The organism is Paenibacillus haidiansis (genome assembly GCF_036553665.1).
Lineage (GTDB): Bacteria > Bacillota > Bacilli > Paenibacillales > Paenibacillaceae > Fontibacillus > Fontibacillus haidiansis.
Window position 1 is genome coordinate 444,390 of sequence record NZ_JAZHPZ010000004.1, and the last position, 15,506, is coordinate 459,895.

General features: G+C 49.9%; 16 protein-coding genes. 6 read left to right on the top strand and 10 right to left on the bottom strand.

The genetic code is table 11. The features are described 5' to 3' along the window. Positions 1-258 precede the first annotated feature (258 nt). Complete coding sequence (locus tag V3851_RS11545) at positions 259-2,235, top strand: methyl-accepting chemotaxis protein (RefSeq protein ID WP_331846678.1); 1,977 nt, start codon at positions 259-261, stop codon at positions 2,233-2,235. A 122-nt stretch (positions 2,236-2,357) separates the two neighbouring features. On the opposite strand, the gene V3851_RS11550 is transcribed toward V3851_RS11545, so the two are convergent. After that, positions 2,358-2,675, bottom strand: a complete 318-nt coding sequence (locus V3851_RS11550) for a winged helix-turn-helix transcriptional regulator (protein WP_331846679.1) — start codon at positions 2,673-2,675, stop codon at positions 2,358-2,360. A 188-nt stretch (positions 2,676-2,863) separates the two neighbouring features. On the opposite strand from V3851_RS11550, the gene V3851_RS11555 reads away from it, so the two are divergent. The 3 genes from V3851_RS11555 (at position 2,864) to ribD (ending at position 5,897) form a co-directional block, all read left to right on the top strand. Beyond that, complete coding sequence (locus V3851_RS11555; protein WP_331846680.1) at positions 2,864-3,973, top strand: FAD-dependent monooxygenase; 1,110 nt, start codon at positions 2,864-2,866, stop codon at positions 3,971-3,973. 66 nt (positions 3,974-4,039) lie between these two features. Continuing rightward, on the top strand, positions 4,040-4,810 hold the full coding sequence (locus V3851_RS11560; protein ID WP_331846681.1) for a GTP cyclohydrolase II: 771 nt from the start codon (positions 4,040-4,042) through the stop codon (positions 4,808-4,810). Continuing rightward, positions 4,797-5,897: a bifunctional diaminohydroxyphosphoribosylaminopyrimidine deaminase/5-amino-6-(5-phosphoribosylamino)uracil reductase RibD gene (gene ribD / locus V3851_RS11565; protein ID WP_331846682.1), complete on the top strand. Its 1,101-nt coding sequence runs from the start codon at positions 4,797-4,799 to the stop codon at positions 5,895-5,897. The genes V3851_RS11560 and ribD overlap by 14 nt, the downstream gene beginning before the upstream one ends. A gap of 83 nt (positions 5,898-5,980) precedes the next feature. Here the strand turns inward: ribD and V3851_RS11570 are convergent, their stop codons facing one another. From V3851_RS11570 to V3851_RS11605, 8 genes are all read right to left on the bottom strand, one after another. Next, the gene (locus tag V3851_RS11570; RefSeq protein ID WP_331846683.1) at positions 5,981-6,193 is read right to left on the bottom strand and encodes a DUF378 domain-containing protein; all 213 of its coding nucleotides are present in this window, start codon (positions 6,191-6,193) and stop codon (positions 5,981-5,983) included. A gap of 81 nt (positions 6,194-6,274) precedes the next feature. After that, the gene (locus V3851_RS11575; protein ID WP_331846684.1) at positions 6,275-6,424 is read right to left on the bottom strand and encodes a hypothetical protein; all 150 of its coding nucleotides are present in this window, start codon (positions 6,422-6,424) and stop codon (positions 6,275-6,277) included. A 227-nt stretch (positions 6,425-6,651) separates the two neighbouring features. Then, positions 6,652-7,572: a response regulator gene (locus tag V3851_RS11580; RefSeq protein ID WP_331846685.1), complete on the bottom strand. Its 921-nt coding sequence runs from the start codon at positions 7,570-7,572 to the stop codon at positions 6,652-6,654. A 3-nt stretch (positions 7,573-7,575) separates the two neighbouring features. Further along, a complete protein-coding gene (locus V3851_RS11585) occupies positions 7,576-8,868 on the bottom strand; it encodes a sensor histidine kinase (RefSeq protein WP_331846686.1) in 1,293 nt (430 codons plus the stop codon). A 132-nt stretch (positions 8,869-9,000) separates the two neighbouring features. After that, positions 9,001-9,651 (bottom strand): amino acid ABC transporter permease, encoded by a 651-nt coding sequence (locus V3851_RS11590; RefSeq protein ID WP_331846687.1) that lies wholly within the window; start codon positions 9,649-9,651, stop codon positions 9,001-9,003. Positions 9,652-9,675: 24 nt separating this feature from the next. Continuing rightward, complete coding sequence (locus V3851_RS11595) at positions 9,676-10,329, bottom strand: amino acid ABC transporter permease (RefSeq protein ID WP_331846712.1); 654 nt, start codon at positions 10,327-10,329, stop codon at positions 9,676-9,678. Between the two features lie 98 nt (positions 10,330-10,427). Further along, positions 10,428-11,231 (bottom strand): glutamate ABC transporter substrate-binding protein, encoded by an 804-nt coding sequence (locus tag V3851_RS11600; RefSeq protein ID WP_331846688.1) that lies wholly within the window; start codon positions 11,229-11,231, stop codon positions 10,428-10,430. A gap of 35 nt (positions 11,232-11,266) precedes the next feature. Next, positions 11,267-11,995 (bottom strand): amino acid ABC transporter ATP-binding protein, encoded by a 729-nt coding sequence (locus V3851_RS11605; RefSeq protein WP_331846713.1) that lies wholly within the window; start codon positions 11,993-11,995, stop codon positions 11,267-11,269. 1,370 nt (positions 11,996-13,365) lie between these two features. Between V3851_RS11605 and V3851_RS11610 the strand changes: the two genes are divergently transcribed. Beyond that, on the top strand, positions 13,366-14,067 hold the full coding sequence (locus tag V3851_RS11610) for a lipase family protein (RefSeq protein ID WP_331846689.1): 702 nt from the start codon (positions 13,366-13,368) through the stop codon (positions 14,065-14,067). 190 nt (positions 14,068-14,257) lie between these two features. Here V3851_RS11610 and V3851_RS11615 read toward each other — a convergent pair whose 3' ends face one another. After that, positions 14,258-14,653, bottom strand: coding sequence for a hypothetical protein (locus tag V3851_RS11615; RefSeq protein ID WP_331846690.1), 396 nt, complete (start codon positions 14,651-14,653; stop codon positions 14,258-14,260). Between the two features lie 153 nt (positions 14,654-14,806). Between V3851_RS11615 and V3851_RS11620 the strand changes: the two genes are divergently transcribed. Then, positions 14,807-15,506 (top strand): lipase family protein (locus V3851_RS11620; protein WP_414859290.1); only part of this gene is annotated, 700 nt, incomplete at its 3' end.

Consider the following 15,506-nt stretch of genomic DNA (forward strand, 5'->3'; position numbering starts at 1 on the left):
AAGGTAAAATACGTCTGCAGGCAAAACACTAGACTAGGTATATAGAATTATATTTATAGGTCTTTTGGAGCATTATTTTAGTCCCTGTTAAAAATATTATCGAAGATTCCCAAAAAAATAATGTAATATTTTAAGCAATTTTGAACATGGGGAGCTGGTGTTACTTTTTTCATAGAAACGCGATGAATTAATCAGGAGGAGACGGAAAACAAAAATCGGCCGGCATCAATGAGGAGTAAACCTACTGGAGGTTAAAAATTGAAAAAGACAGCTAACTTGAGACTAAGCGTAAGAAATAAACTGATTATCGTATTTCTGATTGTACTCATTATCCCTTCTCTCATCATCGGATTATTATCCTATCGCTTGGCCAGGAATGAGCTGGACAAGCAGTTTATGCGAAGCGCCGGCGAAAGCGTCGATGTCCTAAATCAAATCATTTCGGATACGATCGGTTCCAAGCAGAAGGATATCGGAATTTTTGCCGGATTAATTAACGCCGGTCTATATGGAGAGGGCGCCAGCCCGCAAATTACGGAGCAATTTGGAAATTACTTACAGTTCCATGAGGAACTGAGCAGTATTTATGTAGGAACCAATGAAGGAGCCATGATTCAGGTTCCGGAAGCCGAGTTAAGCGACGACTATGACCCGCGTGAAAGACCTTGGTATCAAAAAGCAATGGACCATAAAGAACAAGTAGTCCTCACCGATCCCTATGTATCTGCCGATTCCGGGAACCTGGTCGTATCCATAGCCAAGGCGACGGAAGACGGAACGGGCGTTGTCAGTATGGACATTGAACTGGAACAGCTGCGCCAGGTTGCGGGAACCGTCGGCATCGGCGAGAAAGGATATGCCCTTATTCTCGACCAGCAAAGCAATATTGTCGTGCACCCGACCAAGGAATTGGGTTCTAAAGCGACGGAAGCTTTCTTTCAGAAGATGTTCGAGGCGGATACCGGGGAATTAGATTATTCCTCTGAAGGGGACAAGAAGCGGATGACCTTCATGACCAACGATGTTACGGGCTGGAAAATCGGCGGGGTCGTGAATGAATCCGAAATTCAAGATATAACTCGGCCCATCCTCCTCACCACCAGTATGATCATTATGATCGCGGTTCTGCTGGGGGGATTGTTGGTGCTTTACATCATCCGGATGATTACAAGGCCGCTTCAGTCCCTGCGCGAATCAGCCGCACGGATCAGCGATGGATATCTGACAGAGGAAATCCGGTTGAAAAATAAAGACGAGATCGGCGATCTGGCGGCGTCCTTTAATCAAATGGCCCATAATCTCCGCGCGTTGATTCAAGAGATCGGCTCAAAAGCGGAGCAGCTGGCCGCCTCATCCGAAGAGCTTACGGCAAGCTCCACGGAAACCGCAAAAGCTTCCGAATACGTGGCTTCTTCCCTCCAGGAAGTATCCGGCCGGTCCGGAAGACAAAACGAGCATCTCAATCAGACGGTAGAATCGCTTACGCAAATTACCGGGGATATCCATAAAGTGGCCGAAAATTCCCTGAATGTATCCGATTTGGCCATGCAGGCCGCCCGGCAAGCGACTGAAGGAAATGACTCGGTGCTGCATACGATGGATCAGATGAATGATATTTATAAATCCGTCACCCAGTCCAACGAGCGTCTGAAATCGTTGCAGCAATCCTCTCAGGAAGTCGCAAAGATCGTCGACCTGATCGGCGGAATCGCGGGGCAGACGAATCTGCTGGCGCTGAATGCCTCGATCGAAGCGGCAAGAGCCGGGGAGCACGGCGGCGGGTTTGCGGTGGTAGCCGTGGAAGTGGGCCAGCTGGCCAAGCAATCGGAGCAAGCCGCCAAAGAGATTGTGCGTCTCATTAACCGCATTATGGGGGAAATCGAGATGACCGCAAAGGCGATGGAACAGGCCGAAGAAAAAGTCGAGCGGGGTCTTACCATTTCCTACAATACAACCGAGACTTTTGCGTCCATCATCGAAAGTATCGAGGATGTTCCCGCTCAGGTCAAAGAAGTCGCAAAATTGTCCGGGCAAATTTCGGCAAATGCGGAAACCGTCACTTCCGCCGCTCAAGATTTGCTGGCCATCGCAAACGAAAATGCGGCTTTAACCGAGGACATGGCAGGCTCGACCGAAGAGCAGCTGGCTTCCATGGAAGAGATCAGCGCCGCTTCCGCTTCCTTGTCCAATCTCGCGGATCAATTGCAGGAGATGATCCTGAGATTTAAAATCTGATGCATTGAAGTATCCGCAAACGTTGGAGCTTCCGTGAAAAACAACGAGCATGCCCCGTACCGGGCATGCTCGTATTATTAAATGCGAAATTCCATCGTAAAATGCGAATTAGCTTAGGCCCGTCAATCGATCTTGATCCAGCGTGTGGCCCAGCTCTGAATATCCTCGAACAAAGGCGCCAGTTCCCGGCCTTTCTCCGTCAACGAATACTCGATCCGCACCGGCTTCTCCGGATATACCGTTCGTTCGATAACCCCTTCTTCCTCCAATTCTTTCAAACGCTCGGAAAGCACCTTGCCGCTCAGGTTGGGCAGGGAATTTTCAATAGCCACAAAACGCTGCGGTCCAGCCATAAGCTGGTATACGATCAATGTCGTCCAGCGTTTGCTCAGCAGTTCCACCGCTTTTTCAAACCGGGGGCATAATTGCGTCATTTCCATTCCCTATCACCTCTTCGTAATTAATTCTATTATACATGGACTTATTTTAATAAACAATGTTACTTTATGTATTATTCATTACTTGACGTAATTTTATTTTATAAATATACTTGGTTACATAAAGTAATTAAATGAATTGAAGTTACTATTTTGGAATGAAAATAAATCACTAACTGGAGAATGCGCGTATGAATATGGAATGTGACGTCAGTATTGTCGGAGCCGGACCCGCCGGTACTCTGCTGGCCTATTTGCTGGCCAAAGAGGGCGTGCGGGTTACGCTCGTCGAACAACATACTTCGATCGGCAAAGCTTTCCGGGGCGAAATTTTGAACGAGGAAGGCGACCGGGTCCTGAAAGATCATGGGCTGCTGGAGATGATCAATTCCGACGCCTATCTCCCTTTAACGCGTATCGAATACTGGGAACGGCAAGAAATCATCAAGCAAGTGCTGCCCAGTCAAAGCGGCGGGCACTTCGGCATTCATGTCCCGCAGAGCGAGCTGCTGCACGCCGTTCTGGATAAAGCGGCGGAACACCGCAACTTCACCCTGCTTGCGGGAGTTACTGTAACGGAGCTGCTGCAAAATGAGGATCGGCGCTATACGGGGCTGAAGGCGAGAGCCAAGAACGGCGATACGGTAATGATTCGCAGCGCGGTTACTGTAGGAGCCGACGGGCGTTATTCGGCAGTACGCAAACGGGCAGATATTCCCGCGGCGAGCCGACGCCATGGTTATGATCTGTTGTGGGCCCTGATCCCCGCCCCGAGCGGATGGGAACCCGTCATCCGGTTCGCCGAGGTGGACCGGCAGCAACTGTCTCTTTTTACACAGGCCAAGGGGATGATTCAGATCGGCTGGAATATTGCCGAGGGGTCTTACCCGGAATGGAAGCGCCGCTCCTTCGAGCCGTTCATCGCCCGGTTGACGGAAGCCTTCCCGGATTTGCGCGGGCCCGTGGGGACGCATATTCGCTCCTGGTCGGATTTCGTTCTGCTGGACATCTTCAGCAGCGTAAGCGAGGCATGGGCGAAGGACGGACTGGTGCTGATCGGCGATGCCGCCCATACGATGACGCCCACAGGGGCATTCGGTGTCAATTCGGCGCTAAAAGATGCGGATGTGCTGTATCGTGAATTGATCGGCGCCTTGAACGCGAACGACGTATCCGCGAAGCGTTTGGGACGGTTTGAACAAGCCCGCCGCAGCGATGTGAACGCCCTGCAGCAGCAGCAATTTACGATGGAATCCTCCTTCAAGCTGAATTTCACGGCTCAGCCGGTAATACACGGCTGACCGGCTTTATCATATAGATCGGCTTCTCTTCGCGGGGAGCTTCATTAAATTAAGGGTGGTAATGACATGATGCACAACAACGCAGTTTCCATATTGCAAGATAAAATAGCGATTGTCCCGTCCGAGGCATCGACCAATATTCTGGTCGGTCCGATCCGGCTTCCGGTTAATCTCGACGGTCAGACCGTCGTGTTCCAATGGTATTGCTGGATGCCGGTCAAAGGGGAACAAGCCCGGGAAGCCTGCAAAACGGCGACGGCCGAGGCGTTGATCGGGCAATTGTCTTCCTTGAATCTGGCGGAGGGACAGCAATCCAGCGTGCTGGTGTACGGCGACTTTGAGCATGCCGAAGACGCGCTGATCCGGATGCACAGCATCTGCCATACGGGCGACATCTTCGGCAGCAAGCGCTGCGATTGCGGGTACCAGCTTCGCCAGTCGATGAGAATGATCGTTGAAAACGGAGCGGGGGCGCTGTTTTATCTCGCCAACCATGAAGGCCGGGGCATCGGTTTGTTCAGTAAAGCGATGGCCTACATTCTGCAAGAGAACGGGCTCGACACGGTCGAAGCCAACCTTGCGCTCGGTTTTGCGGACGACTCGCGCGACTACAGCGATGCGATCGGTATTCTACGGCATTTAAGACAGCTCCCGGTTACGCTGATTACAAACAATCCGAAGAAGCTTGAAGCGCTGAAAGCCTCCGGCATGAACGTAGTCAAGCGGGTTCCTCTATGGGGCGATGTCTCCGAGTTTAACGCGAAATATCTGCAAACCAAAGTGAAGCGGTCCGGTCACTTTGCGCAGCAGGAGGAGATGCTGAATGAATACGCATGAGACCTATATGCGGCTTGCCCTGGACAACGCGAAAGCAGCCAAGGGACAGACGCGGCCAAATCCGATGGTTGGCGCGGTCATCGTCAAGGACGGGAGAATTGTCGGCATCGGGGCTCACCTGAAGCCCGGGGAGCCGCATGCGGAAATCCATGCGCTGCGGATGGCCGGCGAGCATGCGGAAGGCGCGACCATCTACGTCACACTCGAGCCCTGCTCACACCATGGACGGACCGGCCCGTGCGCCGAGGCGATTGTGCGTGCGGGAATCCGCAAGGCCGTGATCGCCGCGACAGACCCGAATCCTTTGGTCGCGGGCCGGGGCGTACGGATTTTGCGCGACGCGGGAATCGAGGTGATTCAGGGCGTATGCGAAGAGGAAGCGGTCCGGATGAACGAAGTGTTCAACAAATATATTGTGAGCAAGCGGCCCTTTGTCACGATCAAATCCGCCGTCACGATGGACGGCAAAACAGCTACGCGAACCGCGAGCAGCCGCTGGATTACATCCGGGGAGGCACGGGAAGACGTGCACAGGCTGCGTCATGAACATGCCGCTATTCTGGTTGGGGTAGATACGATCATTCATGACGATTCCCAGCTTACCACCCGCCTGCCCGATGGAAACAATCCGCTGCGCGTGATTTTGGACAGCCGTCTTCGCATTCCGCTGGACGCCTGCGTTGTAACGGACGGAGAAGCGGAGACCTGGATTTTTACCGGAACGGATTATGATCGGGAGAAGAAAGAGCAGTTGGAACGTTTGGGAGTCAAGATTATTACGACGGACGGCGAACGCGTCGACCTGGAACGGATGCTGGACACGCTGGGGTCTCACGAATTCTCCTCCTTGCTCGTGGAAGGCGGAGGCCGGGTGAACGCCTCATTCGTGCAGCAGGGATTGGCGGATAAGCTGGTATTGTACATGGCCCCCAAGCTGGCGGGAGGCGCGGAGGCGCCCACATTTTTGGAGGGAACGGGCATCTCTGTTATGGACGAAGCAGTACCTTTGACAGACCTGCAAGTGCGGCAGCTCGGACCCGACCTTAAAATCGAGGCCTACTTCTCAAAAGGCGGAAACCATGGATAAGCGCAAACTTGGGAGGCGACTCCAAATAGGAAAACCCCAGTACCGACACCGGTACCGGGGTTTTCCTATGGATTGATCCGGCTTTATCTGGCACGCTCGCCTTCGCTCACATCATTGTAGAATTTGATCGCGTAAATGGCGCAGATGCCGACAATCACATAAACAATACGGGACAACGCGGCATCTTGCCCTCCGAAGATAGCGGCCACCAAGTCGAATCTGAAGAGACCGACCAACAGCCAGTTAAGTCCACCCACAATCAACAAGGTGAGTGCAATAACATTTAATGTTTTCATTCACGCCAACTCCTCTTCATTATCACTTGCTACTAATAAAATTGCCAAGTTTAGCAAGATTTAAGCAATGAAGATGTGAATTTATTTATACGGAAACGAAGACGCGAAAAAAGCCTCCCAAAGGGCGGCTTCAAAGGTATCTGATTCTTTTAAAAGATCGTATTCATTTGCGGCGGCAACGACAGCAGCAGTTGTTGCCGGAACGGGTTTTGCGTCTTTTTTTCTTGCCATGGCGAACCCGGCGCTTCTTGGGGGACGAAGGCGATTGTCCATTGTTTCGTTCGGCTCCGCCTTCATCGACGCTGTCACGTCCGCCGTCTTTACAGGGGATCAATCTTCCCATGGGATCGATCTTATACAACATAGTCACCCCTCCTTTTTGTTCCAGTGTATGTCCAAATCAGGAGGAGTGCTTGGACCAATGGACAGGACCCGTCCGGCTCAGCGAGCCTTTTTAATTATTGCCGCAGCTGCTCCTGAACCTCCAGATACAGCACCTGCAGAAATTTCTTGATGTTCACCTTGACTTTGCCGCCCTCCCGGCCCTGCTCCATGTCTTTCATCTTTTGGCGTACATCTTCGAAGTCAAAATAAAGCGGGGCATAATATTCGAATTTGGGGTGTCCGTAGTCGGTCAGTCCGATCGAAGCCAGATGGCCGGTTCCCGCCGCCAAAGCGCGGCGCAGGCGCTGTTCGATCGCTTTGATCTCCTTGTCGATCTCCGCCGGTCCGCAGCTCCCCGCTTTGCCCCGGCAAGCGACGGCCCGGTACACCTCTTTCAGCGGCGGAAACCCGGTCTCGCCGGCCTCGCGGCCGAGCAAATACTCCATGATACCGATAATGTCCCGGCAGCCGCTTTCGCCGACCATGCCCATGCTCATGAGTATGGGCTGAACCGCTTCCTTCACCGTTTTGCGGGGAACGGCATTGGCGGCGGACGATGCCGCATGATGCATACCTTCCAATTTGGCCAGCGTCGAGCGGATCTCGGTCAAATATTGGTTCACCGCCCAGCGTTCGCTGATCTTCCGCAGCACCGTTTCCACCTCGATCCGGTTAATCGGCTTGCGGATAAAGAATTCGATGCCGGACCGGTACGCCTCTCCGACCATCTCCTGATTTTCGATTTGGGAGATCATGACGTACTTGGCCGCGCAGCCCCGGCTTTGCAGCAGGGAGATCGTTTCGATGCCGTCCTGATCCGGCATCAGCAAATCCATGAGCACGACATCCGGCGACTGCTCCAGGATAAGGCGCGCCCCTTCGGCGCCGCCCTCCGCCATGCCCACGACCTCGCCGAGGCTGGCGTCCTCGATAATATGCTGAAGCATCCGCCGGGTGCCCCGATCGTCATCCACAATACAAAAAGAAAGCGCCATCCGTTAGTCACCTCTTTTTAATGAGATTGTCGGAATCGATACCGTAAACATCGTGCCTTTTCCCTTAGGCGGATTCGAGACTGTGATGCTGCCGCCCAGCGAATCGGCGATATCCCGGACATGCGATAACCCGATCCCTGTCGCGGAGGCCCCCTCGTCGTCAAACTTGGTCGTGAATCCGGGCTCAAAGACGATTTCGCGATCGGCCTCGTCCAGGCCACGCCCGTCATCCTGCACCACAAACCGCGTCAGTCCCCGGAATTCGTCGATGCGCAGGATAACCGTTCCCTTGCGTTCGATCGCTTCGACCGCATTGGCCACAAGATTGTTAAGCAAAGCTAGCAGCGGGATAAAAAGCGGGGTGCGGTAATCGGCCCCGACCGTCTGCTCGAAGGCGATCTCCTTGCCGAGCAACGCCGCGTATTTCCCGTTGCTCTTTAGCGAGTAATCCGCCATCTGGGAGAGCGGCATATCGGAATTTCGGGCGTCCTGATCCAGTTCGGACAACTTCGTAAGCCCGGCCAGGATCCGCTGCGAGTCCTTCTTCACCTCATGGATTTGCTGCGTTATATCCAGCAGGCGTTTGCTGTGTTCGAGCTGCCCGCCGTTTTTCAGATTCCGGTACAATTCATGGCTCGCCGCGGTCAACCGCTCCACCGTGTCCACCGATTTCCTGAGATAGAATACTTCCCCGTACAAGCCGGAACCGAAGCTCAGCATCTGATCCACCCGCCGCTGCTGCTCCGCCTGCACGGCACGCATTCTCGACATGACGATACTGCTGTATATTCCCGTTGTAAAATAGGTACGCAGCACGGCGATAAAAGATAAATAGGTCCATTCGTTCAGACGAAACGTGGAGGTGCCCAGCACGAGCATCCGGGTCAGCAGTTCGGCCTCGTTGGAGATGAAATCGGCAAAGGCCGCGGCTCCGCCAAGCAGCAGGGGATGCACATGATCCAGCTTGCGGACCAAATTCAGCCCGGCCCCGAACACGATATAATACACGGATGCGGAGATATGGTTAAGGAAGCTTTGCAGGAGGGGATCGCGGTTCGGCCAAAAGACATCCAAGGCTACGCGAAACAGCAGAACGGTCGCACCGGTCAGTACGCCCGTCTTCAGGCACGGAAGATCGCGGAGCAGCAGGAGGAACAGCAGGAACGCGCTGCTTCCGAGCGCGATGCGGAAGATGTCGCCGTCAAACGGGTTGATTTTGAATTCTCCGGCCACGGCCGTCCCCAGAGCGACCAGAAGCATCTGCGCATTCCGGTTCCTGATGAAGTGTCCCGCCATATCTCTTCACCCCCGCCGGCACTTCTCATTTGTTGCAATTATACTAGCACATTTGAGGCATTTTTCAATAAGTATCCTTACATGGGATGTAATACTGCACCTTCCTGGCTCAAGTCGGCAGCTTATTATAAGTTAGGTCGTTTTGCTTTCGAGCCGGCGGGAGAGCAGGGAGAGCAAATAGTTGACGGTAAAATAAATCACCGCGCACAATAGCAGAATCGGAATCGCATAGTTATAGCTGTGTCCGATGATGATCTGCGCATTGTGCATCAGCTCGGCAAGGGCGATAGCCGTTGCCAGCGACGTATCCTTGAGCAAGGAAATGAACTGGCTCACCAGCGGAGGAACCATCTGCCTGAGGCCTTGCGGCAGCACGATATAGCGCAGCGTCTGCACATTGCTAAGGCCCGAGGACCGGGCCGCTTCGATCTGTCCTTTGGGAATGCCGTTCAGGCCGCCGCGGACGACCTCGGAGATCATCGCCATTTCGAAGATCGTAAGTCCGATAATCGCCGCCCCTTCCGCTCCGAGCCGGATTCCGACATCCGGCAGCGCAAACCGGCAGAACAAAATAATTAGCAGCAGCGGCAAATTGCGCAGCAGCTCCACCACTACTCCCAGCACCGGAGCCAGCACCGGGACTTTGGCGTAACGGATAATGCCGATAATACAGCCGAAGGTAAAGCTGAGTACGATGGAAATCAGGGCGATTTTCAACGTAACCAGCAGCCCTTCCATCAAAAAGGCCAAAAATTCGCCCGAGTAGGCGCCCGCAAAATCCATAGCTGTCCCGCCTCCTTTTCTCTTCTAGTCATGTCTGGCCAGCTTTCGTTCCAGCACCCGGGAACCGTAGCTGAGCGGGAGGGTGATGATCAGATAAAACATCGCGACGAAAATATAAGTGTTGATCGTATCGAACGTATCCGTAGCGATAATATCGCCGAAATACATCAGGTCAAAGCCGGCCACGATGCTGAGTACGGACGAATTTTTGACCAAATTGATAAACTGGTTACTCAGCGGCGGAATCACCAGCTTGATCGCCTGCGGCAGAATGACGTAACACATTGTCTGCACATAGGTAAGCCCCGAGGAACGGGCAGCTTCCGTCTGCCCCTTCGGCACGGCCATAATGCCTGCGCGGATCGCCTCCGCGATGAAGGAGGAGGTGTAAACCGCCAGTCCGATCGTGCCCGCGGCGAACCCGCTCAAGGTAATCCCCAGGGAGGGCAGTCCTAAATAGAATAAGAACACGACTAGCAGCAACGGTATATTGCGAAAAAATTCGACGTAAGCCGTCCCGAACCAAACCAGCGGCCGCACCCGGGTAATCCGGAACACGGCGATGATCGTGCCCAGGATAAAACTCCCCGCCAAGCCCAGCAAACTGGCCCCGATCGTATTGAGGAATCCGCGTAGAAAGGTATCGAAATTGTCGATCAATAAAGAAAAGTCCATGATTGTCTCACCCCCCGAATTAAAAGAAAGGATGGCCGGCGGGTCATCCGTCCATCCTTTAAGCCTACAAACCTGCATGCCGGAAACCGGATTATTAATACTTATTCAGCCGGCTTCTTTCCGATCCATTTTTCATAAATCCCGTCATATTCCCCGCTCTCGTGCAGCTCCTTCAAGGTGTCATTAACGGCTTGCACCAGGTCGGAATTGCCTTTGCGGATCGCGATTCCGTACGGCTCGTCGGTAAACGGCTCGCCGACCACTTCATAGTTCGGATCTTGCGCCGCCATCCCGTAAAGGATTGCGTCATCGGTCGTCAGCGCATCGCCCTGACCGGCTTTCAGCGCGCTGAAGGCATCCTGGTAATTGTCAAATTCCAGCACCGTGATGCCGGGAATTTTCTCTTGAATGTTCTTGACGGAGGTGGCGCCCTTCGAGCTCATCACCTTGGTATCGGCCGTTACATCTTCAATGCCGCGGATCGGGCTGCCCTTCTTCACCAGGAGCGACTGTCCCGCTTGGAAATACACATCGGAGAAGTCGACTTCTTTCTTGCGTTCCTCGGTAATCGTCATCGTCGCCACAATCATATCGATCTCACCGTTGTTCAGCATCGGAATCCGTGTTTTGGACGTAACTTCTTTAAATTCAATCTTGTTCTCGTCACCGAGAATACTCTTGGCCAACTGCTTGGAGATATCGATGTCGAACCCTTCCACATTGCCGGTGGCCGGGTCCTTCAGCCCGAACAGCTTGGTATCGAACTTGACGCCGACGACCAGTTTGCCGCGTTCCTTAATCGCCGCGAGTCCGTCTTCTTTTTTCTCCCCGCCGCACCCGGCCAGCAGCCCGACCATCAGGCTCATCGCCGCCGCGAGCGAAATGATTTTCCAATGCTTCTTCATGGTTCCCATCCCCTTTTTTAACATTGAATAATGCCTTAATGACTTAACAATCTGCTGAGGAACGTCTTCAGCCGTTCTTCGCGCGGATTGCTGAAAAATTGCTCCGGCTCGCTCTCCTCCAGAATTTGTCCCTGGTCCATAAACACGACCCGGTCGGCGACTTCGCGGGCGAAGCCCATCTCATGCGTGACCACGACCATCGTCATGCCTTCGCGCGCCAAGGTCTTCATCACATCCAACACTTCCCCGACCATCTCGGGGTCGAGTGCCGAGGTCGGCTCGTCGAACAGCATGATCTTCGGCTTCATCGCCAGCCCGCGGGCGATCGCCACCCGCTGCTGCTGCCCGCCGGACAATTGCGCGGGGTAGCTTTGCGCCTTGTCCGCGATCCCGACCTTCTCCAGATAGTACATCGCCGTCTCGGCGGCCTCCTGCTTCGGCGTGCCCAGCACCTTGATCGGAGCGAGTGTAATATTGTCTATCACCTTCATATGGGGATACAGGTTAAAATGCTGAAACACCATGCCGATGTCGCGCCGAACCTTGTTGATGTCAACCTTGCGGTCGTTCACCCGGACCCCGTTCACCGTCAATTCGCCGCTCGTGATCGTCTCCAGGCGATTGATGCAGCGCAGCATCGTGCTTTTACCCGAACCGGAAGGACCAACGACCACAACCACTTCGCCTTCCCCTACACTCAGTTCAATGTTCTTAAGTACATGGAAATGCCCGTAATGCTTATCTACCTCATGAAACCGGATCAGCTTGAGTCCCTCCCCCTCTTCGATTGCGTTATGCTTCAGCGGTCATGTAACATGTAACAAGATGTTACAATTCATAACGTGTTATTTAAACCATAATGGGCAAACTACGGAATCCTACAGAATCCTACAGGTCAGAAATTCATAAAGATGATAATGTTTTGCTATCGGCGTTATAAGGCCAAAGGTTAGCGTTTTCATTAACGAATGGGTGTTAGATATTATGACATGCATTTGAATAGAACAAAAAAAGACCCCTCCGGGTCTCTTATGGTTATGTTGACTCAGTTTCAGAAAACTTAATGACATTATCCGATAATCCAAGGATCACTCCGGTCCTGAAACAGCATGGTTCCGGCATCGAGCAGAACCAGATCATATGGCAGTCCAGAAGGACCGAGATTGCTTCGCCCTTCCCTTCCAAGCTTGTCAAGCCCCGATAGCGTTACACCTTGCCCTCATGATCTTTGATGTATCGGAAAAAATAAAGTTGGAACTTATGGAAGGTGAATCAGATCATGATTCATAAGTACACAAACACTAGAACATTAATCTGTATCCGGCTTCTCACTGTGAATAAACCAGCTTGGCCCACCTACATTCTCAACCTCTTTTGTATCATAATTATATGTTATGAAAATAGCTGCATCTTCTTATCCCTTAAGGAAACCGTCGAGAAAAATCGTAGAAGTAATCGAAGGATCTAAATTGTATTTATAGCGGAGCAATCCGATCGTTATGAAACAACAAGTAATATCGCTAGCGAAAACAACAGTTTTTTTCGCATGATTAGTAACCTCACAAAGTATTTGACTTTTTTGCTTTGGATAAGCCAACATTTACAGCACGTTATAAAAATAACAACTACTTAATTATCGGGGTGGGATACGACTGTCAATAAACCAACTTGGTCCCCCCACACCTTCCACTTCATTATTTTTGTAATTATAAGAAACAGTTATAATAATGTCTTCGTGATTTTTAACATAACCATATAAATATAGTGTTGAACTCACTGAAGGATGAATTATGTCATAGTCCGTTAAAACAAAGTCACTATTATAATACTTTTTCACGTATTCTTGACTAAGCCTTGTTGCTGTTTCTACCATTTCTTTTTTTTCAAATTATTGGTATGACTAATTACTAGACCAATAGCTATAATAACTAGACATGTAGTGAACACTATTAATAATCTTCTCTTCCACATTATCCATATTCCCCTTTATTAATCTCGAAGTGTATTCAATTTATTCCCTATATAGTATAATAGTTCCATTAATTTAATAACAACATTAAATTGTTTTGTTCAACGTAAAGCTTTAATCTATTAAGTTTTATGCCGAGGAAAGCCTGGTTAAGGAGAAAATGATATGGCTTATATTAGTGATGAGACTTATTGGAAAATATCAAAGGAATCTTATGAACGTACTTCTTCATCTGAAGATCTTGATTATATTCCAGGATGGAGGCCTGCAGAACCTAATGGAGCCATGCTGCACGACACTAACGGCTCTGGATTCGATGCCACTGTCTTCTACAATGAAGAGACGAATCAGATAATCATTGGCTACAGAGGTACAGAGCCTTTTGGAAGACCCTTAGAGAGTTTGATTCCCGACTATGGAACCGATCTGAATGATGTCGTCGGTAATCGTGTTAAAAATGTTGAAGAAGTACATCAGTACTATGAGCAAAATAAGGAGAAAATTAATGCTCTCCCGCTTGAGGCACAGATGGGGTTCATTCAATATGAAGCGAAATACCAGGACAATCAATTCATACAGGCTCAGAAACTTTACGATGCCGTCAAGGAACAATATCCCACGGCCGAAATATCTACCACCGGCCATTCTCTCGGAGGAGCATTGGCCGAATATGTTGGAGTACGCAATGGATTGCCTTCAGTAAGCTTCAATGCGCCTGGTATCACTCATGCTCTGCCTGACGATCTTCAAGAGAAGGTAAAAAACGGGGATTTTCGTAATACAAATATTGCTTATGTCAATCCGAAGGATACGATCGGTTCAGGTGCCGTTAATCAGTTGGAACATGTTGGAGAAACCTATTCATAACTTTTTAATATAAATTCCCTGCCGTAATGCTCTTTTATGTACTCTTTACTAATCTTCGTGCAGTTTTTGCCATTTATTTTCAAATTGTGTTTATGAAGAAAACACTCTAATCGCAATGAATATTACAAGAAATATCACCAACCAAATAACATACTTTTTCTGCATGATTAATTTACGCTACAAAAATAAATTAGTCGACATCAGATTTTTCTCCATCGATAAACCACTCTGGACCCCAAACATCACGTACCTCTTTTTCTACATAATCGTATGTAATAGAAATTGTGGTATCTTCGTTGCCGACAATGTATCCATCAAGAAAAATGGTTGTGTTTATTGAAGGATGAATAATGTCATATTTTTTTAGTATAAACTCTTTATTATAGTGCCTCTTTATGTACTCTTGACTTATCTTTGTTGCAGTATCCACCATTTCTCTCTTTTTCAAATAGGATTTATATCTGAACCCCCCAATTAAAATAAAAATTACTACAATTATTATTAGAAAAACTAAAAGTTTTTTACGCATATTAAACTCCTTCTTTTTAGTTTTTTTCATTCCCATTCCGCCAATCAGTTCTTCCAAGAATCTACAATTTTCGTTGATGGCTAAAAACTAGTGATTTTCCTTATTATTATAGTTGTTCCTATTACACAAAATATAACCTATGGAGTATAATAGTTCCAATTATCGTTTTTGTAAAATTTTGATTCATTCTCAAAAAGGGGTAGAGTTACTTTGGCTTATATTAACGATAAAACTTATTGGAAAATCTCAGATAAAGCGTATCATCAGAATTCCCCTAACGAAGATACCAACAAAAAAATTCCATATTGGAACATCATTGAACCCGAAGGAGCCATGTTACATGACACTAACGGCTCTGGATTCGATGCCACTGTCTTCTACAATGAAGAGACGAATCAGATAATCATTGGCTACAGAGGTACAGAGCCTTTTGGAAGACCCTTAGAGAGTTTGATTCCCGACTATGGAACCGATCTGAATGATGTCGTCGGTAATCGTGTTAAAAATGTTGAAGAAGTACATCAGTACTATGAGCAAAATAAGGAGAAAATTAATGCTCTCCCGCTTGAGGCACAGATGGGGTTCATTCAATATGAAGCGAAATACCAGGACAATCAATTCATACAGGCTCAGAAACTTTACGATGCCGTCAAGGAACAATATCCCACGGCCGAAATATCTACCACCGGCCATTCTCTCGGAGGAGCATTGGCCGAATATGTTGGAGTACGCAATGGATTGCCTTCAGTAAGCTTCAATGCGCCTGGTATCACTCATGCTCTGCCTGACGATCTTCAAGAGAAGGTAAAAAACGGGGATTTTCGTAATACAAATATTGCTTATGTCAATCCGAAGGATACGATCGGTTCAGGTGCCGTTAATCAGTTGGAACATGTTGGAGAAACCTATT